Source organism: Aeromicrobium sp., assembly GCF_032084975.1.
Taxonomy (GTDB): domain Bacteria; phylum Actinomycetota; class Actinomycetes; order Propionibacteriales; family Nocardioidaceae; genus Aeromicrobium.
This window is the reverse complement of sequence record NZ_DAMDLR010000013.1, coordinates 40284-60443: the sequence shown is the minus strand read 5'-3', so window position 1 is coordinate 60443 and position 20160 is coordinate 40284. Positions and strand designations below refer to the sequence as shown.

General features: G+C 69.1%; 22 protein-coding genes, 4 tRNA genes and 1 pseudogene. 23 read left to right on the top strand and 4 right to left on the bottom strand.

Features of this window, described 5'->3' with window-relative positions:
* A pseudogene (locus RT323_RS05375) lies at positions 1–234 on the top strand (polyprenyl synthetase family protein); the annotation flags it as partial.
* A 106-nt stretch (positions 235–340) separates the two neighbouring features.
* On the opposite strand, the gene rarD reads toward RT323_RS05375, so the two are convergent.
* Positions 341–1273 carry an EamA family transporter RarD gene (rarD, locus tag RT323_RS05370; RefSeq protein WP_313405657.1) on the bottom strand — a complete coding sequence of 311 codons (933 nt, stop codon included), beginning with the start codon at positions 1271–1273 and terminating at the stop codon, positions 341–343.
* A gap of 60 nt (positions 1274–1333) precedes the next feature.
* Between rarD and RT323_RS05365 the strand changes: the two genes are divergently transcribed.
* Entirely contained in the window at positions 1334–2533 is a 1200-nt protein-coding gene (locus RT323_RS05365) for an MFS transporter (protein ID WP_313405655.1), read from the top strand.
* Here the strand turns inward: RT323_RS05365 and RT323_RS05360 are convergent.
* The gene (locus RT323_RS05360; protein WP_313405654.1) at positions 2524–3015 is read right to left on the bottom strand and encodes a YajQ family cyclic di-GMP-binding protein; all 492 of its coding nucleotides are present in this window, start codon (positions 3013–3015) and stop codon (positions 2524–2526) included. The genes RT323_RS05365 and RT323_RS05360 overlap by 10 nt on opposite strands.
* Before the next feature lie 113 nt (positions 3016–3128).
* Here RT323_RS05360 and RT323_RS05355 point away from each other — a divergent pair.
* From RT323_RS05355 to RT323_RS05310, 10 genes are all read left to right on the top strand, one after another.
* Positions 3129–3210: transfer RNA gene (locus RT323_RS05355), tRNA-Tyr, on the top strand.
* A gap of 97 nt (positions 3211–3307) precedes the next feature.
* Positions 3308–3604, top strand: a complete 297-nt coding sequence (locus RT323_RS05350) for a hypothetical protein (RefSeq protein WP_313405653.1) — start codon at positions 3308–3310, stop codon at positions 3602–3604.
* A gap of 21 nt (positions 3605–3625) precedes the next feature.
* Positions 3626–4552: a glucosyl-3-phosphoglycerate synthase gene (locus RT323_RS05345; RefSeq protein WP_313405651.1), complete on the top strand. Its 927-nt coding sequence runs from the start codon at positions 3626–3628 to the stop codon at positions 4550–4552.
* Complete coding sequence (gene folP, locus RT323_RS05340) at positions 4549–5412, top strand: dihydropteroate synthase (protein ID WP_313405649.1); 864 nt, start codon at positions 4549–4551, stop codon at positions 5410–5412. Before RT323_RS05345 ends, folP begins: the two co-directional genes overlap by 4 nt.
* Positions 5409–5930, top strand: coding sequence for a hypothetical protein (locus RT323_RS05335; protein ID WP_313405647.1), 522 nt, complete (start codon positions 5409–5411; stop codon positions 5928–5930). The genes folP and RT323_RS05335 overlap by 4 nt, the downstream gene beginning before the upstream one ends.
* 116 nt (positions 5931–6046) lie before the next feature.
* Positions 6047–7072: a quinone-dependent dihydroorotate dehydrogenase gene (locus RT323_RS05330; protein WP_313405646.1), complete on the top strand. Its 1026-nt coding sequence runs from the start codon at positions 6047–6049 to the stop codon at positions 7070–7072.
* Positions 7073–7158: 86 nt separating this feature from the next.
* A tRNA-Thr gene (locus RT323_RS05325) sits at positions 7159–7231 on the top strand.
* A 30-nt stretch (positions 7232–7261) separates the two neighbouring features.
* A tRNA-Met gene (locus RT323_RS05320) sits at positions 7262–7335 on the top strand.
* 64 nt (positions 7336–7399) lie between these two features.
* On the top strand, positions 7400–7570 hold the full coding sequence (gene rpmG / locus RT323_RS05315; RefSeq protein WP_313405644.1) for a 50S ribosomal protein L33: 171 nt from the start codon (positions 7400–7402) through the stop codon (positions 7568–7570).
* 101 nt (positions 7571–7671) lie between these two features.
* Positions 7672–8697, top strand: coding sequence for a UDP-N-acetylmuramate dehydrogenase (locus RT323_RS05310; RefSeq protein WP_313405642.1), 1026 nt, complete (start codon positions 7672–7674; stop codon positions 8695–8697).
* Between the two features lie 3 nt (positions 8698–8700).
* Here RT323_RS05310 and RT323_RS05305 read toward each other — a convergent pair whose 3' ends face one another.
* Positions 8701–9231: a DUF4190 domain-containing protein gene (locus tag RT323_RS05305; RefSeq protein ID WP_313405640.1), complete on the bottom strand. Its 531-nt coding sequence runs from the start codon at positions 9229–9231 to the stop codon at positions 8701–8703.
* The gene (locus RT323_RS05300) at positions 9228–10259 is read right to left on the bottom strand and encodes an adenosine deaminase (protein WP_313405638.1); all 1032 of its coding nucleotides are present in this window, start codon (positions 10257–10259) and stop codon (positions 9228–9230) included. Before RT323_RS05300 ends, RT323_RS05305 begins: the two co-directional genes overlap by 4 nt.
* Before the next feature lie 138 nt (positions 10260–10397).
* Between RT323_RS05300 and RT323_RS05295 the strand changes: the two genes are divergently transcribed.
* The 11 genes from RT323_RS05295 (at position 10398) to RT323_RS05245 (ending at position 20147) form a co-directional block, all read left to right on the top strand.
* Positions 10398–10470: transfer RNA gene (locus RT323_RS05295), tRNA-Trp, on the top strand.
* Positions 10471–10518: 48 nt separating this feature from the next.
* A complete protein-coding gene (gene secE, locus RT323_RS05290) occupies positions 10519–10740 on the top strand; it encodes a preprotein translocase subunit SecE (protein ID WP_313405637.1) in 222 nt (73 codons plus the stop codon).
* A 21-nt stretch (positions 10741–10761) separates the two neighbouring features.
* Positions 10762–11550 (top strand): transcription termination/antitermination protein NusG, encoded by a 789-nt coding sequence (gene nusG / locus RT323_RS05285; RefSeq protein WP_313405636.1) that lies wholly within the window; start codon positions 10762–10764, stop codon positions 11548–11550.
* Positions 11551–11641: 91 nt separating this feature from the next.
* Positions 11642–12073, top strand: a complete 432-nt coding sequence (rplK, locus tag RT323_RS05280; protein WP_313405635.1) for a 50S ribosomal protein L11 — start codon at positions 11642–11644, stop codon at positions 12071–12073.
* 137 nt (positions 12074–12210) lie between these two features.
* Positions 12211–12927, top strand: coding sequence for a 50S ribosomal protein L1 (gene rplA, locus RT323_RS05275; RefSeq protein WP_313405633.1), 717 nt, complete (start codon positions 12211–12213; stop codon positions 12925–12927).
* A 115-nt stretch (positions 12928–13042) separates the two neighbouring features.
* On the top strand, positions 13043–13879 hold the full coding sequence (locus RT323_RS05270) for a hypothetical protein (protein WP_313405631.1): 837 nt from the start codon (positions 13043–13045) through the stop codon (positions 13877–13879).
* A gap of 214 nt (positions 13880–14093) precedes the next feature.
* Positions 14094–14729: a 50S ribosomal protein L10 gene (gene rplJ / locus RT323_RS05265; RefSeq protein WP_313405629.1), complete on the top strand. Its 636-nt coding sequence runs from the start codon at positions 14094–14096 to the stop codon at positions 14727–14729.
* 59 nt (positions 14730–14788) lie between these two features.
* Entirely contained in the window at positions 14789–15178 is a 390-nt protein-coding gene (gene rplL / locus RT323_RS05260) for a 50S ribosomal protein L7/L12 (protein WP_313405628.1), read from the top strand.
* Positions 15179–15404: 226 nt separating this feature from the next.
* Entirely contained in the window at positions 15405–15881 is a 477-nt protein-coding gene (locus RT323_RS05255) for a hypothetical protein (RefSeq protein WP_313405627.1), read from the top strand.
* A 13-nt stretch (positions 15882–15894) separates the two neighbouring features.
* Entirely contained in the window at positions 15895–16164 is a 270-nt protein-coding gene (locus RT323_RS05250; RefSeq protein WP_313405626.1) for a hypothetical protein, read from the top strand.
* 431 nt (positions 16165–16595) lie between these two features.
* Positions 16596–20147 carry a DNA-directed RNA polymerase subunit beta gene (locus RT323_RS05245; RefSeq protein ID WP_313405625.1) on the top strand — a complete coding sequence of 1184 codons (3552 nt, stop codon included), beginning with the start codon at positions 16596–16598 and terminating at the stop codon, positions 20145–20147.
* Positions 20148–20160 lie beyond the last annotated feature (13 nt).

Below are 20160 nucleotides of genomic sequence, written 5' to 3'. Positions count from 1 at the left end.
CCCGCCGATGGCGACGAGCGCCTGCGCCATCTGCTGTCCGGCCCGATCCTCGACGAGGACGACGTCCAGTGGGCCATTCGCGCCCTGCGCGAGCACCCCGCGATGGACGAGGCCCGCGCCTACGTCCGGGCCGAGGCCGACGCCGCCCGCGCCCTGCTCGAGAAGCTGCCCGCCGGCCCCGCCCGCGACGCGCTCGACGAGATCTGCACCCGCTCCACCGAGCGCCTGGGCTGACGGGGCGGGCGCGCTCGCTCCGCTTCGCGCTCATTCCCGGCTTCGCCGGGCCGACCCCTTCGTCGGCTGCGCTTCTCGCCATGGTGACGGGAATCTGACACATCCGTCAGACGGCGGTCGACTCCGCGGCGCACTCGTCCACGAGGCGCTTGGAGCGGCGACGGGTGCGCATGGCGTCGTAGGTGAAGATCACGAGCGCGGCCCAGACCATGAGGAAGCCGATCCACCGCGCCGTGCCCATCGTCTCGCCGAAGATCGTCAGGCCGAAGATGAACTGCAGGATCGGGCCGAGGTACTGCAGGATGCCGATCGTCGTGAGCGACAGCCTGACCGCGGCGGCACCGAACATCAGCAGCGGGATCGCCGTGACCACGCCGGTGCCCACCAGCAGCGCCGTGTTGAGCGCCCCCTCGTGACCGAAGGCCAGCGTCCCCTGGACGCCGAGCAGCACGAGGAACGCCACGGCGAAGGGCGTGAGGATCGTGGTCTCCACCGAGAGGGCCTCGATGGTGCCCAAGTTGGCCCGCTTCTTCAAGAACCCGTAGGTGGCGAAGCTCGTGGCCAGCAGGAGCGCAACCCACGGCGGACGGCCGTAGTCGACGGTCAGCACCACGACGGCGACGATTCCCAGCGCCACCGCGGCCCACTGCAGGCGGCGCAGGTTCTCGCCGAGGATGAAGACGCCCAGCAGGACCGTCATGAGCGGGTTGATGAAGTACCCCAGGCTCGTCTCGATGACGTGGCCGTTCGTGACGCCCCAGATGAAGCCGCCCCAGTTGAGCGTGATGACCACCGACGCCAACGCCAGCGGCACCATGAGGCGACGCTGCTTGACGATCGCGAAGAACGCGCCCCACTTGTGCGTGAGGGTCACCAGGCCGAGGCAGAAGACGAACGTCCACACGATGCGGTGGGCGAGCACCTCGTACGCGGACGCAGGTTCCAGCAGCGGCCAGTACAACGGGAAGAATCCCCAACACAGGTACGCGGCCACGCCGTAGATCAGGCCGGCCTTCGAGTCGGCGTTCCGGGTCGTCACGTGCTAACTCAACACCCACGACGGCCCCCTTCATCCCGAGGGGTGCCCTAAGTTCGATCCGTGTCCCTGCGTCGCCGGTTCCTGTCGCTGCTCGCGCTGCGGTGGTTCGCCACGGGCCTGCTCATGCCGGTCTCCCTGTTGCTGCCGCTCGAGCGGGGCCTGACGATCGCCGAGGTCGGCCTCGCCATGGCCGCGCAGGGGGTCCTGGTGATCCTGCTCGAGGTCCCCAGTGGCGCCCTGGCCGACGCCTGGGGGCGGCGGCCGGTCTTCATCGCCTCGGGACTCGTCGCGGTCGCGGCCTACGCGGCGACCTTCGTGGCGCAGTCCGTCGCGGCCTTCGCGCTGGCCTGGGCGATCAGTGGTGTGTTCCGTGCCCTCGACAGCGGACCGCTGGAGGCGTGGTTCGTCGACGCCGAGCGGGCCCGCGATGCGGCGGACGAGGTCCCGCGAGGACTCGCCGCGGCGGGTGGGGTCATCAGTGTGGCGATCGCAGCCGGGTCGTTGGTCTCCGCCGGCCTGCTGCGAGTGCTGCCCGGCCCCGTCGAGGATGCGCTCGCGGTGCCGTACCTCGTCGCGATCGGGGTGGTCCTCGTCCAGGTCGGCTGCTCGTGGCGGTTCATGGACGCCACCGCCGCGAGCGCACGGCCCACCTCCGCGGCATGGCGCGGGGCGCTGGCGTCGGGGGTCCGGGTGGCGTTCGGGCCGAGACTGCGGCTGCTGAGCTCGGCGATGGCCTTGGTCGGCGTCGCGGTGGCGGCGCTGGAGATGTTCATCCCGGTGCGACTCGCGGAATTCACTCCGGACGCGTCGGACGCCGCTGCCGTGCTCGGCGTCGTCTCGTCGGCGGCCTGGGGCGTGGCCGCCCTCGGCGCCCTGGTCACGACGCGAGCGCTGCGCCGCCTCAGCCCCGCGCTGCTGACGCCCGCGCTGTTCGCGGTCGAAGCCCTGGGCCTCGTCGCGATGGCCGCCGCCACCGGGGTCGGGATCCTGGTGGCGGGGTACTGGCTCTGCTACCTCGTGCACACCTCGTCCGGCGCGACGTTCAACGCGCTCGTCCACGAGCGGGTCGACGACGCCCAGCGGGCCACGGCGCTGTCGGTGAACTCGATGGCGTTCCTGGGAACCGCAGCCGCCGGGGGAGTGGCGCTCGGCGCACTGGCGGACGCGAGCAGCGCCTCGGCCGCCCTCGTCGTCGGCTCCGCGTTCATGGGCGTAGCCGCCCTGCTGGTGGTGGCGGCGGTGCGTCCGCGTCAGCGGTAGTTGGTGAACTGCACCGCGAAGTCGAGGTCGGCGCCCTTCACGAGCGCGATGATCTCCTGCAGGTCGTCGCGGGACTTGCTCGAGACACGCAGCTCGTCGCCCTGGATCTGGACCTTGGCGCCCTTGGGACCCTCGTCACGGATCAGCTTGCTGACCTTCTTGGCCTGCTCGGTGCTGATGCCCTCGCCGAAGGTGCCGTTGATCTTGACGTCCTTGCCGGACTGGCGCGGGTCGTCGGAGTCGAACGACTTGAGGCTGATGCCGCGCTTGATCAGCTTGGACTGGAAGACGTCCAGGATCGCGAGCGCGCGCTCCTCGGCGTTGGCGGTGATCTCGATGCCCCACTCGCCCTTCCACTCGATGGACGCGTTGGTGTTCTTGAAGTCGTACCTCGTCGCGATCTCCTTGGCCGCCTGGTTCACGGCGTTGTCCGCCTCCTGGCGGTCGATCTTGCTGACGATGTCGAAGGAGGAATCGGCCATGGCCCCACCCTACGGCCCGTGGCGCCGTGACGGGCCGGGTCCCGTCGGTGCCGGGCGGACCAGACCTGATTTCGGACTCCGGCGGGGGCTGGGGTAATCTTGCGGACTGTCGCGGCAGGTTGCCCGAGCGGCCAAAGGGAGCTGACTGTAAATCAGCCGGCATTGCCTACATAGGTTCGAATCCTATACCTGCCACGTGACGCGAGCCCCCGACCGAATCGGTCGGGGGTTCGCCCTTTCCCGGGCACTCGCGGGGGTGCGCTCCGTCCGTTCGAGCCCCTATCGTCGAGGCATGGCCACGCCCGATCCTGACCGCCGCCGCGGCGACGACTGGTCGCTGCGCGCCCTCTACGACCTCGTGCCCGACGCTTACGAGCTCGACCTGCTCGAGGAGTCGCGTCGTCCTCCGCGTCCCGCGGAGCGCCCCGTCGACCTCGACGCCGTGCGCGACGAGTTCGTGGCCGGCCTGGGCTTCGACGACGAGCCGTCGATGGCGTCGGACGAGCTCGGCGGGCCTTCGGTCACCCAGGCGCAGTTCCTGGTCGAGCGACTCCTCGGCGGCGAGGTCGTCGACGACCGCACGCGCTGATGCCCCGGGTACGGTGACGGCGTGGCAGACACGTGGTTCGACCGGCACACCCACGTCTGGAGTCGGTGGCGCCTCGACGAGCTGATGAAGGCCAAGCAGGCCTCCGGTTCACGCGTCAGTCTCGTCGTGCCGGCCCGCAACGAGGCGGCGACGATCGGTGACGTCGTCGGCCGCCTGCACGCGGCATTCGTCGCCGAGACCGACCTGGTCGACGAGCTCGTCGTGATCGACGGCGACTCGACCGACGACACGGCTCGCATCGCGCGCGAGGCCGGTGGCGTCGTGCACGAGCTCGCCTCCGTGCGTCCGGACCTCGGGACGCGTCCCGGCAAGGGCGAGTCGCTGTGGAAGGCGCAGTTCGTCACCACGGGCGACGTCCTCGTGTTCGTCGACGCGGACCTCGTCGAGTGGGACACGCACTTCGTGACCGGCCTGCTCGGCCCACTCCTCACTGATCCTGCGACCGCCCTCGTCAAGGGCTTCTACCAGCGCCCCTTCAGGTCGGGGAGCACGAACGAGCCGCATGGCGGCGGACGCGTCACTGAGCTCGTGGCCCGGCCCCTGCTGGCGATCGCGCGACCCCAGTTGACGCAGGTGGTCCAGCCGCTCGCCGGGGAGTGGGCGGTGCGGCGCGACGTGTTCGCCACGCTCTCGGTCCCGGTCGGCTACGGCGTCGACATCGCTGCCCTGATGGACGTGCACGACCGCCTCGGGCCGGACGCCATCGCCCAGGTCGACCTCGGGGTGCGCGCCCACTCCCACCAGGACCTCGCAGACCTGGCGCCGATGGCGGCCCAGGTGATGGCAGCGGTCCTGGGCCGCTCAGGACACGATCTCGACCCCGCGGCGGTGCTGCGCCAGTTCGTGCGGCAGGACGGGGGCCTCGAGCAGGTGGCCCGCGACACCGACCTGTCCGAGCGCCCGCCCGCGAACGAGGTGGCCCGATGACGCTGCGCCTGGGACGACAGGAGTTCGCCGACGACGCGACGCTCATGATGGCGATCGTCAACCGCACGCCCGACTCGTTCTTCGACAAGGGCGCGACGTGGGCCGAGGACTCGGCGTTCGACCGCGTGCAGCAGGTCGTCGACGAGGGCGCCGAGATCGTCGACATCGGCGGCATCAAGGCCGCGCCCGGGTCCGAGATCGACGCCGACGAGGAGAAGCGCCGCGTCGTGGGGTTCGTCGAGCGTGTCCGCGGCGCCTTCCCGGACCTGGTGATCAGCGTGGACACGTGGCGCTCCGAGGTCGGACGCGCGGTGTGCCAGGCCGGGGCCGACCTGCTGAACGACGCATGGGGCGGCGCCGACCCCCGCCTGGCCGAGGTCGCAGCCGAGTTCGACGCGGCTCTCGTGTGCACTCACACCGGTGGCATCACCCCGCGCACCCGTCCCCACCGGATCGAGTACCAGGACGTGATGGCCGACGCGATCGGCTCGACGGTCGCGCAGGCGGAGCGGGCCGTCGCCGTGGGCGTCGCCCGCGAGAGCGTCGTGATCGACCCCGCCCACGACTTCGGCAAGAACACCTTCCATTCGCTCGAGGTCACCCGCCGCCTGGACGAGATGGTCGCGACCGGCTGGCCCGTCCTGGTGTCCCTGTCGAACAAGGACTTCGTCGGCGAGACGCTCGATCGGCCGGTGGGGGAGCGGCTGCTGGGCACCCTGGCCGCCACGGCCGTCGCGGCCACCGCGGGCGCCCGGATCTACCGGGTGCACCAGGTGCCCGAGACCCGCCAGGTGGTCGACATGGCCTGGACCATCGCGGGGCGCCGCCCGCCCGCACGGGCGATCCGGGGGCTCGCGTGATCCGCGCTCTCGTCGTGGTGCCTCCCGTGCCGGCGCTCCTGCCGCGCTACGCCAGCCTCGAGGACCCGGTGGCCGACCTGCGGCGGTCGGCGGTCAGTGTCGTGCGCGCGATGACCTCCGGTGCGGAGTCGGTCGCGATCGTCGGCGACGACCCGTTCGCTGAGCCTGTCGCGCGTGCTCTGCTCGATGCGGCCGGGTTCGACGGCGGCATCGAGGACGAGGCCGAGGTCGTCCTCGCCATGGCCAACGGCTCGGCCAAGCGCACCGAGAAGGCCCCGGGCCACCTCGACGCGCGTGCCTTCGACTTCGACGACTCCGTCGACCTCGCCCTGCGCTCCGGCAACGGGCGGCGCCTCGCAGCGCTGGACGCCGACCTGGGTCGCGAGCTCTGGGCCTCGGGCACCGGGACCCTCGCGAAACTGGGAGAGGGCCTGGGCTCCGGCTGGACCGTCTCGGTGCCCTACGCGGACGCCCCGTACGGCGTCCTGTGGTGGGTCGGGGCCTGGGTCCGCGACTGACCTGCGGTCAGCCAGATGTGTAGCCCTGCGTACCTTCTCGGGCCGAGGAAGGTACGCGCCTCCACACATCTCGCGCGCCGACGGCGCGGTCACGGCGGTGGCCTACGCTGAGCGGCGTGGCCTACGACGCTCTCTTCGACACCGTGTTCGCCCGCATGGATCCCGAGCGGATCCACGGGCGTGCCTTCGCCGCGATCCGCGCCGGCCGGCTCGTCAGCGAACGGGTGTACCGGGTCGAGCCCAGCCCCGTCACGGTGATGGGCATCGAGTTCCCCCATCGGTTCGGCCTGGCCGCAGGATTCGACAAGGACGCGCGAGGCGTCCCGGGGCTGCTCGCGCTGGGCTTCGGCCACGTCGAGATCGGCACCGTGACGGCGCGCCCCCAGCCCGGCAACGATCGGCCTCGCCTGTTCCGCCTCGTCGACGACCACGCGATCGTCAACCGCATGGGCTTCAACAACGACGGCGCCGCGGTGGTCGCATCACGCCTGCACCGGCTGCGGGGCACGGCGGCGGGGCGCGACGCGGTCATCGGCGTCAACATCGGCAAGACGAAGGTCGTGCCCGCCGAGCAGGCCGCGCAGGACTACGTCGAGAGCGCCCGGCTGCTGGTGCCGCTGGCCGACTATCTCGTCGTCAACGTCTCCAGCCCCAACACGCCGGGCCTGCGCGACCTGCAGGCCGTCGACTCCCTCGAGCCGATCCTGAGGTCGGTCAAGGACGTCGCCGACGCGAACCTCGGCCGCCGCGTCCCCCTCGTGGTCAAGATCGCCGGCGACCTGGCCGACGCCGACATCGACGCCGTCACCGACCTGGCCCTCGAGCTGGGCCTGGACGGCATCAGCGCGACGAACACGACGATCGCCCGTCCTGAGGAGCTGCGGACGCCCCGGGCCCGGATCGACGCGGTGGGCGCCGGCGGTCTCTCGGGTCCCGTGCTGGCCGATCGCGCCGTCGAGGTGCTGCGCCGGATCCGCGCGCGGGCCGGCGACGGGCTCACCCTGATCGGGGTCGGGGGAGTGACGACGCCGGCCGACGTCCGGGCCCGGATCGAGGCCGGCGCCGACCTCGTCCAGGCGTACACCGGGTTCGTCTACGGCGGTCCGTCGTGGCCCTCGCGGCTCGCGCGGGCGGCTCGCTGAAGCACTGGCATTGCAGGGTTGTTGAGGTCGGGGGTACCCCGATTTGGGAAGTTGGCCACCGACCCGGTATCTTTACTTGTCGGCTTGCCCCTTTAGCTCAGTCGGCAGAGCGTTTCCATGGTAAGGAAAAGGTCTACGGTTCGATTCCGTAAAGGGGCTCTGAGGAGCGGGGTGACTCGCAACTTACGTGGCTGGGTAGCTCAGGTGGTTAGAGCACACGACTCATAATCGTGGTGTCGCGGGTTCGAGTCCCGCCCCAGCTACCGCATCGGCGGAAAGACCAGCAACAAGCCCAGTACTCATGGGCACGACCAGAAGAGGCACACTGTGGCCAGCAAGAGCTCCGACGTTCGTCCCAAGATCACCTTGGCCTGCACCGAGTGCAAGGAACGCAACTACATCACGAAGAAGAACCGTCGCAACGACCCCGATCGCCTCGAGGTCAAGAAGTACTGCGCGCGTTGCAACACGCACCAGGCGCACCGCGAGACGCGCTGAAACAGACTTCCCGAGACGACCCCCACGCCCATCGGGCGCGGGGGTCGTCCGCGTCTGCGGCACCCTCAGCGGCTCCCGCGCCGCCTGCTAGCGTCACCGTCATGCTGCTGTCCGAGGTCACGACCCTGCGGCTGGGAGGCCCGGCCCGCACCGTGGTCGAGGCGACCACCGAGGCCGAGCTGATCGACGCCGTCCGGTCCGCCGACGAGGCGGGCGAGCCGTTGCTGCTGGTGGGCGGCGGCAGCAACCTGGTGGTGGCCGACGCGGGCTTCGAGGGCACCGTCGTGCTGATCCGGACCCGCGGCATCGACGTCTCCGCCGATGCGTGCAGCGGCGCGATGGTCACCGTCGCCGCCGGCGAGAACTGGGACGAGTTCGTCGCGTACGCCGTCGAGCGCGACTGGGAGGGCCTGGAGGCGCTCTCGGGGATCCCGGGGTCTGTCGGCGCCACCCCGATCCAGAACGTCGGTGCGTACGGCCAGGAGGTCGCGGACACGATCGTCAGCGTCCGCACGTGGGACCGCCACGAGAAGCGCGTCCGCACGATCATGTTCACCGACCTGGGCTTCGGGTACCGCCACAGCCGGTTCAAGCAGGAGCCCGGCCGCTTCGTGGTGTTGACCGTGGCGTTCCAGCTGCGCTTCGCCGCGGGGCTGGGTGCGCCGGTGCGCTACGCCGAGCTGGCGCGGCACCTGGGCGTCGAGGTCGGCGAGCGCGCCCCCCTCGACCAGGTGCGTCGGACGGTGCTCGAGCTGCGCCGCGGCAAGGGCATGGTGCTCGACCCGCAGGACCACGACACCTGGAGCGCTGGCTCGTTCTTCACCAATCCGATCCTGGGCGAGGAGGCCGCGGCTGCGCTGCCGGCCGACGCGCCGCGATTCGGTCAGCCCGACGGTTCCGTCAAGACCAGCGCGGCGTGGCTCATCGACCACGCCGGGTTCGCGAAGGGCCACCGTCGTGGGCAGGTGGGCCTGTCGGACAAGCACGTGCTCGCGCTGACCAATCGCGGCGAGGGCACCACCGCAGAGCTGCTCGACCTCGCCCGCGAGGTGCGTGACGAGGTCGAGCGGACGTTCGGGGTGCGCTTGGTCAACGAGCCGGTGATCGTGGGCGACGCCCGGCTCTAAAGGTCAGAGCAGCCCGGACAGGGACAGCTCGTTCATCTCCTGGTAGTCCGAGGTCGACGATGCGACGCCGATGATGATCAGCACGACGAAGAACGCGAGCACCAGGATGCTCAGGATCAAGATGACGGTGGCGATGATGCCCAGGATCCGCCCGGCCTGTGCCTCGCCACGACCGTCGTAGACGCCGGGGTTGGCGTCGATCTCGGCCACCGCGCGGTTGCCCATGACCCAGGCGAACGGGCCCAGCACCTGGCACACGACCAGGCCGAGGATGCCCAGCACGAGGACGAGAGTGGCCTTGGGGTGCTTCGGGGCCACCTGCCACTGGCCGGGAGCGCCGTAGGGCTGCTGGCCGCCGTACGGCTGCTGGGCGCCGTAGGGCTGGCCCGGGGGCTGCTGGTACGGCTGCTGGGCGCCGTAGGGCTGGCCCGGAGGCTGCTGGCCGCCCGACGGCTGCTGCGGGTCGCCGGACGGGTCGTTCGGCTGCTGCCCCGGATCGTCACCGGGGTAGGACGGCGGCTGGTTCTCGCTCATGGCGCCATCGTTCCACGATCATCGGCCAACCAGGCCTCGACACCCTGCAGCGCCGCGGTGCGCAGGTCGTCCGGCGCCCGGGAGGCCCGTAGCGAGCGGCGGGCCAGCTCGGCGAGCTCCTGGTCCGAGAAGTCCTGCGCGGCCCTCAGCAAGGCGTACTGGCCCGCGAGCCGCGTGCCGAACAGCAGCGGGTCGTCGGCCCCCAGGGCGATGTCCACCCCGGCGGCCAGGAGCTCACGCACCGGGACCTCGTCGATCGTGGTGTAGACGCCCAGGGCGACGTTCGAGGCCGGGCAGACCTCCAGCGCGATGCCGGACTCGGCGATCGTGTCGAGCAGCCGGGGGTCCTCGACGACCCGGATGCCGTGCCCCAGTCGGTTCGGCGTGAGGTGGGTCAGGCACTGGCGCACGTGCTCGGGGCCTCGCAGCTCGCCGGCGTGGGGAGCGAGCGTGAGCCCGGCGCGCGCCGCGATCGCGAAAGCCGGCCCGAAGTCGGCGGTGGAGCCACGGCGCTCGTCGTTCGACAGGCCGAAGCCGTGCACGCCGCGCCCGGCGTACTGCGCCGCCAGGCGCGCCAGCGTCCGCGCGTCGAGGGGGTGGCGCGTGCGGTTCGCGGCGATGATCACGCTCATCCCCAGTCCCGTCGAGGCCGAGGCGTCGCGCACGGCGTCGATGACCAGGTCGGTGAAGGCCGAGATGCCACCGAACCGCGCACCGTAGCCGGACGGGTCCACCTGGATCTCGGTCCAGACGCAGCCGTCCGCGACGTCGTCCTCGGCGGCCTCGCGCACGAGCCGTCGCACGTCGTCCTCGGTGCGCAGGACCGAGCGGGCGACGTCGTAGAGTCGCTGGAAGCGGAACCAGCCCTTCTCGTCGGCCGCCGAGAGCTGTGGGGGCCAGTCCTCGACCAGCGCCGCGGGCAGGTGCACACCGTCGCGTTCGGCCAACTCGATGAGGGTGCCGTGGCGCATCGACCCGGTGAAGTGCAGGTGCAGGTGGGCCTTGGGCAGGGTGGTCAGGGGCCGCACGCGCCCATCGTGCCATGCCCCGTCCGGGCCGGCCGACCGGCCGATCGACGACACCGGTTTCGCATTCGTGGAGTCGTTGCGTACACTTGACGAAACCGGCGAAACTACCCTGATTCGTCATGCCCGGAATCGGGCGGAAGGGCACTGGCGCAACTGGCAGCGCATCGGTCTCCAAAACCGAAGGTTGGGGGTTCAAGTCCCTCGTGCCCTGCAAGGTCGGTCCGCACCGCGGATCGATGAGGTACGACGAAGGAGCACCGTGAGCGAGAATCACGAACTGGCTGGGACCCGCGCCAAGCGCACGTCCCCGCTCACGTTCTACCGCCAGGTGGTCGCCGAGCTGCGCAAGGTGGTCTGGCCGACCCGCCCGCAGGTCGTCAACTACTTCTTCGTCGTGCTCGTCTTCGTGCTGATCATGATGGCGTTCGTCTCCGCGCTCGACTACGGGTTCGGCAAGGCCGCCTTCGCCATCTTCGCCTAACCCCAAGGACTGAAACTCACCGTGACCTCCGAATTCGACGAGACCGACGCACCCGTGGACGAGACGTCCACCGATGAGGCGTCGGCCGACGAGACCCCCGCCGACGACGTCGTCGCCGACGAGTCCGGCGTGGCCGAGGGCGACGCCACGGACGCGGACCAGGCCGACGAGTCCGACGAGGCCGACGAGGCCGTCGACCCCCTGCAGGAGTTCCGCGACCGGCTGTGGACCCAGCCCGGCGACTGGTACGTCATCCACACGTACGCCGGCATGGAGAAGCGCGTCCAGCAGAACCTCGAGAACCGCAAGATCGCGCTCAACGCCGAGGACTACATCCACGAGATCGTCGTGCCGACCGAAGAGGTCGCCGAGATCAAGAACGGTCAGCGCAAGCTCGTCAAGCGCACCGTGCTGCCGGGCTACGTGCTCGTCCGCATGGACCTGACCGACGACTCGTGGGGCGTCGTGCGCCACACCCCGTCGGTCACGGGCTTCGTGGGCAACGCGCACCAGCCCGTGCCGCTGAGCCTGTCCGAGGTCGAGAAGATGCTCGCCCCCGCCGTCGAGGCCGAGGTCGCCGCCGAGGCCACCGAGACCGCCGAGAAGGCGCAGCAGGCCGCGGCCCCCAAGGTCGAGTTCAGCGATTTCGCCGCCGGCGACTCCGTGCTCGTCATCGACGGCCCGTTCGCGACGCTGCACGCCACCGTCACCGAGATCAACATCGAGGGCCAGAAGGTCAAGGGCCTCGTCGAGATCTTCGGTCGCGAGACGTCGGTCGAGCTGCCGTTCGACTACATCCAGAAGGTTTGATCGCCCCGCGATCAATGTCGGCCGAGTCGCCGCGCCTGAACGAGTGGCGCACCCGGCCCTGAACGAACACCACCAGTAAGAAGGACCCGAAATGCCTCCCAAGAAGAAGGTCGCAGCTGTCGTCAAGGTGCAGCTGCAGGCCGGCAAGGCCAACCCGGCGCCGCCCGTCGGCACCGCGCTCGGCCCGCACGGCGTCAACATCATGGACTTCTGCAAGGCGTACAACGCCCAGACCGAGTCCATGGCCGGCAACGTCATCCCCGTCGAGATCACGATCTACGAAGACCGGTCGTTCACCTTCGTCACGAAGACGCCGCCGGCCGCCGAGCTGATCAAGAAGGCCGCGGGCCTGGCCAAGGGCTCGTCCGTGCCGCACACCGACAAGGTCGGCAAGCTCAGCAAGGACCAGGTGCGCGAGATCGCCCAGACCAAGCTGCCCGACCTCAACGCCAACGACGTCGACGGCGCCATGAAGATCGTCGAGGGAACCGCCCGCTCCATGGGCGTCACCATCGACAACTGATCGTCATCGCACACGGTTTCTGAGCATTCGATCGCTCAGGACCACGGTTCTTGAGCACGTGCCCAAGGATCAAGGAAACGTGGAAGGGCCAGCTGGGTCCGCACCACATCTGGTAGCAACAGGAAGAGACACCAGTCATGCCACAGCACAGCAAGGCGTACCGCGCGGTCGCCGAGAAGATCGATCGCGACGCCCTCTACACGCCGCTCCAGGCCGTCACCCTGGCCAAGGAGTCCGGCTCCAAGAAGTACGACTCGACCGTCGACGCCGTCGTGCGTCTCGGCGTCGATCCCCGCAAGGCCGATCAGATGGTGCGCGGCACCGTCAACCTGCCGCACGGGACCGGCAAGACCGCCCGGGTCCTGGTCTTCGCCACCGGCGCCAACGCCGATGCCGCTCGTGAGGCCGGCGCCGACTTCGTCGGTGCCGACGAGCTCGTCGACAAGATCAACGAGGGCTGGCTCGACTTCGACGCCGTCGTCGCGACGCCCGACATGATGGGCAAGGTCGGCCGCCTCGGCCGCGTCCTGGGTCCGCGCAACCTGATGCCGAACCCGAAGACGGGCACCGTCACGACCGACGTGGCCAAGGCTGTCGGCGACATCAAGGGCGGCAAGATCGAGTTCCGCGTCGATCGTCACGCCAACGTGCACTTCGTGATCGGCAAGGCGTCGTTCAGCGCCGAGCAGCTCGCCGAGAACTACGGCACCGCCATCGAGGAGATCCTGCGTCTCAAGCCCTCCAGCTCGAAGGGCCGTTACATCAAGAAGGCGACCATCTCCGCGACGACGGGCCCCGGTGTCCCGGTCGACCCGACGCGCTCGCGCAACTTCGCGACCGACGACGAGGCCTGAGCGGCCGACTCGCCCGCACGAACACACGACGCCGTCCCCGCGCATCGCGGGGGCGGCGTCGTCGTTCGCGCCGAACCCGCGGTCGCGTCGGTGGCCGGTCGGTAGGCTCGTCCCCATGAAGAAGTCCGTCGGCGTCCTGCTCGCCACCGCTGTCCTCGCCCTGTCGTCCGCGTGTGGCCAGTCGGGCTCTGACGCCGGCGCGGCGGCCTCCGGCGACGCTGGCAGGGCGGACACGACGGCCGCGGCGGACGAGTCGCCCAGCGACGCGCCGTTGACGCGCGACAACTTCGCCGAGCGCCTCAGTGCCGCACAGCTCGAAGCCGGCAGCGCACACATCGAGACGACCACGTCCGCCTCCGGGATGGACGTCTCCATGACGGGCGACGTCGTCATCGCGAAGAACCTGGAGGACTCGGCCAGCCGCGTCTCCATGGACTCGTCCGGGATGGCGATGGAGGTCCGCGTCGTCGGGGGCAACCTGTACATGAAGATGGGCCAGATGACCGGCGGCAAGTTCGTCAAGATCGACCTCGATGATCCCGATGGTGCCTTCGCCAAGAGCTTCGGGAGCCTCACGGAGCAGATCGATCCCGGCGAGCAGCTCGCGCTGTTCGACGACGCCCTCGTGGAGTTCGAGAACCAGGGCAGCGGCGGCGAGATCGACGGCGTCGAGACGTCGAAGCTGCGCCTCGTCCTGGACACCGAGAAGGTGCTGGGCGCCAACGCCGACGCGAAGAAGCTGGGCCCGAAGCTGCCCCAGCAGATGGAGTACGTGCTGTTCGTCGGCCAGGACGATCTGATGCGCCGGATGGTGGCGGACATCGCCGGTACCTCGACCACGACGGACTGGAGCCGTTGGGGTGAGGACGTCGAGGTCGAGGCACCGAAGAAGTCCGAGATCACCGACGCGCCGGCGTTCCCGTTCCCGACCGCGGGCGCGCTCGACGGCTGAACGACCCCGATTTGGAGGAACGCCGGGCGTCCGCCTAGACTGGTCGAACCGAAGACCGCCGGTGGTGTCTCCCACGAGTCACCCGAAGCGCCCGCCAGGGCGGCCCGCGCAGGTGCAGATCAGGGTTCGTCCCTGCGTTCTCCGAGCGTCCTGTGCCTGTGGCACGGGACGCTTTCTCGTGCAGGTGGTCTTCGCATGACAGTGAAGGAGACCCATGGCACGCCCGGACAAGGCAGCAGCCGTCGCCGATCTCGCGGACAACTTCCGTGAGGCCAACGGCGCGGTGCTCACCGAGTACCGCGGCCTCAACGTCAAGCAGCTGCAGGATTTGCGGCGCGCGCTTGGCGATGCCGCGAGCTATGCCGTCGCCAAGAACACGCTGACCAAGATCGCCGCCAAGGACGCCGGAATCGAGCTCGACGAGTCGCTGCTCACCGGCCCCACCGCGATCGCCTTCATCACGGGCGATCCGGTCGATGCGGCGAAGGGTCTGCGCGACTTCGCGAAGGCTAACCCCTCTCTCGTCCTGAAGGGCGGCTTCCTCGACGGGAAGACGCTCAGCGCGGACGAGATCAACAAGCTGGCCGACCTCGAGTCGCGTGAGGTCCTCCTCGCGAAGCTCGCTGGCGGCCTCAAGGCCAACCTGGCCAAGGCCGCGGGGCTCTTCAACGCCCCGCTGTCGCAGGCGGCCCGCACGTTCGCGGCGCTGCAGGCGAAGGCCGAAGCCGATCCGTCGGTCCTGGCTGCGGGAGCTCCCGCCGCCGAGACCGCCGAGCAGGCACCCGCCGACGACGCCCCCGCGGCCGAGTCGGACACCGAGAACGTCGAGACCGACGTCACCGAGGGCTGAACCGCCCGATTCCCATCGGGACCCCCTCGGGGTCTCATTGCAGAAAGGACGCCACAATCATGGCGAAGCTGAGCACTGACGAACTGCTGGATGCGTTCAAGGAAATGACCCTCATCGAGCTCTCCGAGTTCGTGAAGCAGTTCGAGGACACCTTCGAGGTCACCGCGGCCGCTCCGGTGGCCGTGGCCGCTGCGGGCGCCCCCGCCGGTGGCGGCGACGCCGCTGCCGCCGAGGAGAAGGACGAGTTCGACGTCGTCCTCGAGTCCGCCGGCGACAAGAAGATCCAGGTCATCAAGGAGGTCCGTGGCCTCACGAGCCTCGGCCTCAAGGAGGCCAAGGACCTCGTCGAGGGCGCGCCCAAGGCCGTCCTGGAGGGTGTCAACAAGGAAGCTGCCGACAAGGCCAAGGAGGCCCTCGAGGCCGCCGGCGCCACGATCACCCTCAAGTGATCTTCGGCTGACTGCTCGTACGAAGCGCCCATCCCGCAAGGGGTGGGCGCTTCGTCGTTCTCCACCATCGTTCTGAGTGGCCCCGTCCGTCACAGCCGCACCGGGATGCGCGCAGCCCTTGACTTCATCTGCTCAAGACCTACAGAGTCCGTCCTGACGCGGGCGATCTGGCCCGCGAAGAAATGCTTCGGGGGAATCAAGAAGGGTTGAATTCGGTCGTTTTTCCTTGAGGGCAATCGTCGCGATGTTGACGGCAGTTCTCCTCAGCACGTTCGCCGTCGGGAGTGCTTCGGCGACGGAGGACGTGAGTGAGCGCAGCTGCACGGCGGCAGAGTACGGGCAGCTGTTCGCGGCGCTGGACAAGGCGGGCGCCACGTCGACAGGCGTCGGGGGCCTCGATCCGAGAAAGACGGTCTCGGTCGATGAGAAGGCATGGGGCGACATCCAGAAGCTGAGCGCAGGCGGAGGATTCACCAACCCCTACATCTCGTTCAACAGGACGGATCAGCAGGCACTTCTCAACGGGAGTGTCGCGGGGATCGTCGGCACGATCTGTGTCGTCGGCACGCCGGTCGCCTGCGCGGTCGCTGGGGCGATCGCCGCCGTGGCCCTGGTGTACTTGAACAAGCACGGCCTGTGCCCGTCGTCGAAGAAGAACCTTCGCGTCTACGTCCACAGCCGCACGGCGAAGTGCGTTAAGTGAGGAGGTGGGTCCCATGCTCGGGTCCCTCGTGGTCGTACTCGGATTCGTGGTGATCCTGCTCGGCAGGCTCAAGGGTTTCGAGGCAGAGCGACACAGCGCACGAGCGAGTCTGGGTCGCATGATCTTGACCGTCGTCGCCGGCATGGCCGTGTGGATGCTCGTGGGCGCCGTCGGATCGTTGCCCGACTCGTCGGGTGTCTACCTCGGTGTGCTGCTGATGGGTGTCGCAGCTCTGCTCTCGATGTTCGCCCGCCGCTCGAGAATGGCTCATCCGGCCAACTAGTCGGGACTCATCCGTGCGAAGCGTCCACCCCACCCGGGGTGGGCGCTTCGTCGTGTCCACAGGCCACCGAGGCTCGTCGACCGCGTCGCGGCGAGGCGGCACGCCGCCGAACCGGGGGCCCGTTCTGCCACGTCTATCACGTGGTATGGCAGCAAAAAGCCAGAGATCATGGCTGATTGCGAACCCGTTGTCAAGAGTGGGGTTGATATCGGTGTGTCGATGGGGTTAAGATGGACGTTCGCGCCCACTTTGTCATGCCCTCGTCCCGTCCTGGCCCTGAAATGCCGGTCTTGACAGGGTTCTCGAAGCGTGCGCGCTGCACGGCGGGAGCCGTGTGAACAAGCCCCCGCGCGGTGTGAGCCGCGCGACACAAATGAATCGTACAGAACCGCCACGTTCATTCGCATGCGAGTTCCTTGGAAGGACTTCTCTTGGCCGCCTCGCGTACCGCCGCACACCAGAATCACACTTCGCGCATCTCCTTCGCGAAGATCGCCGAACCGCTCGAGGTTCCCGAGCTCCTCTCCCTGCAGACCGACAGCTTCGACTGGCTGATCGGCAGCGACGCCTGGCGTGAGCGGGTCGAGTCGGAGCTGGCCGCAGGCCGCACGGATGTCTCGACCAAGTCCGGCCTGGAGGAGATCTTCGAGGAGATCAGCCCCATCGAGGACTTCTCCGAGACGATGAGCCTGTCGTTCCGCGACCACCGCTTCGAGCCCGCGAAGTACTCGGTCGAGGACTGCAAGGACCGCGACGTCACGTACGCCGCGCCGCTGTTCGTCACCGCCGAGTTCATGAACAACGAGACCGGCGAGATCAAGAGCCAGACGGTCTTCATGGGCGAGTTCCCGCTCATGACCGACAAGGGCACCTTCATCATCAACGGCACCGAGCGCGTCGTCGTGTCGCAGCTCGTCCGTTCGCCCGGCGTCTACTTCGAGCGCACGCCGGACAAGACGTCCGACAAGGACATCTTCACCGCTCGCGTCATCCCGTCGCGCGGTGCTTGGCTCGAGTTCGAGATCGACAAGCGCGACATCGTCGGCGTCCGTCTCGACCGCAAGCGCAAGCAGTCCGTCACGATGCTGCTCAAGGCCCTGGGCTTCAGCGAGGAGAAGATCCTCGACACCTTCGGCCAGTACGACTCGATCCGCTTGACGATGGAGAAGGACTCCGTCCGCAGCGAGCTCGTCCGCGAGGAGCTCGAGAAGAAGGCCCGTGACGCGGGCGTCACGCAGGAGATGGTCGACGCCGAGGTCACCCGCCGTTCGCTCATCGACATCTATCGCAAGCTGCGTCCGGGCGAGCCGCCGAGCGTCGAGGCCGCGCAGACCCTGCTGGAGAACTACTACTTCAACCCGAAGCGGTACGACACGGCCAAGGTCGGTCGCCACAAGATCAACAAGAAGATCGGCTCCGACGCCGCGTTCGACCAGCAGACGCTGACGCTCGACGACGTCGTGGGCACGATCCACTACGTCGTGGCCCTGCACGACGGCGCGGCCGAGCTCGAGACCGCGGCCGGCACCGTCCCGGTCGAGGCCGACGACATCGACCACTTCGGCAACCGCCGCATGCGCACCGTGGGCGAGCTGATCCAGAACCAGCTCCGCACCGGCCTGGCGCGCATGGAGCGTGTCGTGCGCGAGCGGATGACGACCCAGGACGTCGAGGCGATCACGCCGCAGACCCTGATCAACATCCGTCCGATCACGGCGGCGCTGAAGGAGTTCTTCGGCACCAGCCAGCTGTCGCAGTTCATGGACCAGAACAACCCGCTCGCCGGCCTGACGCACAAGCGTCGCCTGTCGGCGCTCGGCCCGGGCGGCCTCTCGCGTGAGCGCGCCGGCTACGAGGTCCGTGACGTCCACCCGTCGCACTACGGCCGCATGTGCCCCATCGAGACGCCCGAAGGCCCGAACATCGGCCTGATCGGCTCGCTCGCGTCGTTCGGTCGCATCAACGCGTTCGGCTTCGTCGAGACGCCGTACCGCCGCGTCATCGACGGCAAGGTCAGTGAGCAGATCGACTACCTGACCGCGACCGACGAGGACCGCTACATCGTCGCGCAGGCGAACTCGCTGCTCAACGAGGACGGCTCCTTCGCCGAGGATGCCGTGCTGGTCCGCCAGCGTGGCGGCGAGGCCGAGCTCCGTCCGGCCGCCGAGGTCGACTACATGGACGTCTCGCCGCGCCAGATGGTGTCGGTCGCGACGGCCCTGATCCCGTTCCTCGAGCACGACGACGCGAACCGCGCGCTCATGGGCGCCAACATGCAGCGTCAGGCCGTGCCGCTGATCCGCAACGACGCTCCGCTCGTCGGCACCGGCATGGAGTACCGCGCCGCCGTCGACGCCGGTGACGTCACCGTCGCCAAGAAGCCGGGCGTCGTCAAGGAGGTCTCGGCCGACTCGGTCGAGATCATGGAGGACGAGGGCACGTACACGACGTACCGCCTGGCCAAGTTCCGTCGCTCGAACCAGGGCACCTGCACGAACCAGCGCCCGCTGGTCCGCGAGGGGCAGCGGGTCGAGGTCGGCACGCCGCTGGCCGACGGTCCGTGCACCGAGCACGGAGAGATGGCGCTGGGCACCAACCTGCTCGTCGCCTTCATGCCGTGGCAGGGCCACAACTACGAGGACGCGATCATCCTGTCCCAGCGCGTCGTCCAGGACGACCTGCTGACCTCGATCCACATCGAGGAGCACGAGGTCGACGCCCGCGACACCAAGCTGGGCCCCGAGGAGATCACGCGTGACGTCCCGAACGTCAGCGAGGAGACCCTGGCCAACCTCGACGAGCGCGGCATCATCCGCATCGGCGCCGAGGTCGGCAACGGCGACATCCTGGTCGGCAAGGTCACGCCCAAGGGCGAGACCGAGCTGACCCCCGAGGAGCGCCTGCTGCGCGCGATCTTCGGCGAGAAGGCGCGCGAGGTGCGCGACACCTCGCTCAAGGTCCCGCACGGCGAGTCCGGCACCGTCATCGGCGTCCGCGTCTTCGACGCGTCCGAGGGTGACGAGCTGAGCCCGGGCGTGAACCAGCTGGTGCGCGTCTACGTGGCCCAGAAGCGCAAGATCAGCCACGGTGACAAGCTCGCCGGCCGTCACGGCAACAAGGGCGTCATCGCCAAGATCCTGCCCATCGAGGACATGCCGTTCCTCGAGGACGGCAGCCCGGTCGACATCGTGCTGAACCCGCTGGGCGTGCCCGGCCGCATGAACGTCGGCCAGGTCCTCGAGACCCACCTGGGCTGGATCGCCAAGGCCGGCTGGGAAGTCCCGAAGGAGACCCAGGACGAGTGGGCCGAGCGCCTGCGCAAGATCGGCGCCGACTCGGCCGAGCCGAACACCAACGTCGCCACCCCGGTGTTCGACGGTGCTCGCGAGGACGAGATCTCCGGTCTGCTGAGCGTGACGCGTCCCAACCGCGACGGCGACCGCATGGTCGGTCCGGACGGCAAGGCGCGACTGTTCGACGGTCGTACCGGCGAGAAGTTTCCCGACCCGATCAGCGTGGGCTACATGTACATGCTCAAGCTGCACCACCTGGTCGACGACAAGATCCACGCTCGCTCGACGGGCCCGTACTCGATGATCACCCAGCAGCCGCTCGGCGGTAAGGCCCAGTTCGGTGGCCAGCGCTTCGGTGAGATGGAGTGCTGGGCGATGCAGGCGTACGGCGCCGCCTACACCCTGCAGGAGCTGCTGACCATCAAGTCGGACGACGTGGTCGGCCGCGTGAAGGTGTACGAGGCCATCGTCAAGGGCGAGAACATCCCCGAGCCGGGCATCCCCGAGTCCTTCAAGGTGCTCCTCAAGGAGCTCCAGTCGCTGTGCCTCAACGTGGAGGTGCTGTCCTCGGACGGCGCAGCCATCGCGATGGCCGACGGCGACGACGAGGACCTCGAGCGTGCCGCCGCGAATCTGGGCATCAACCTGTCCCGGAACGAGGCCGCGACCGTGGACGATCTCGCGAATTAGTTTTCGGTCCCCG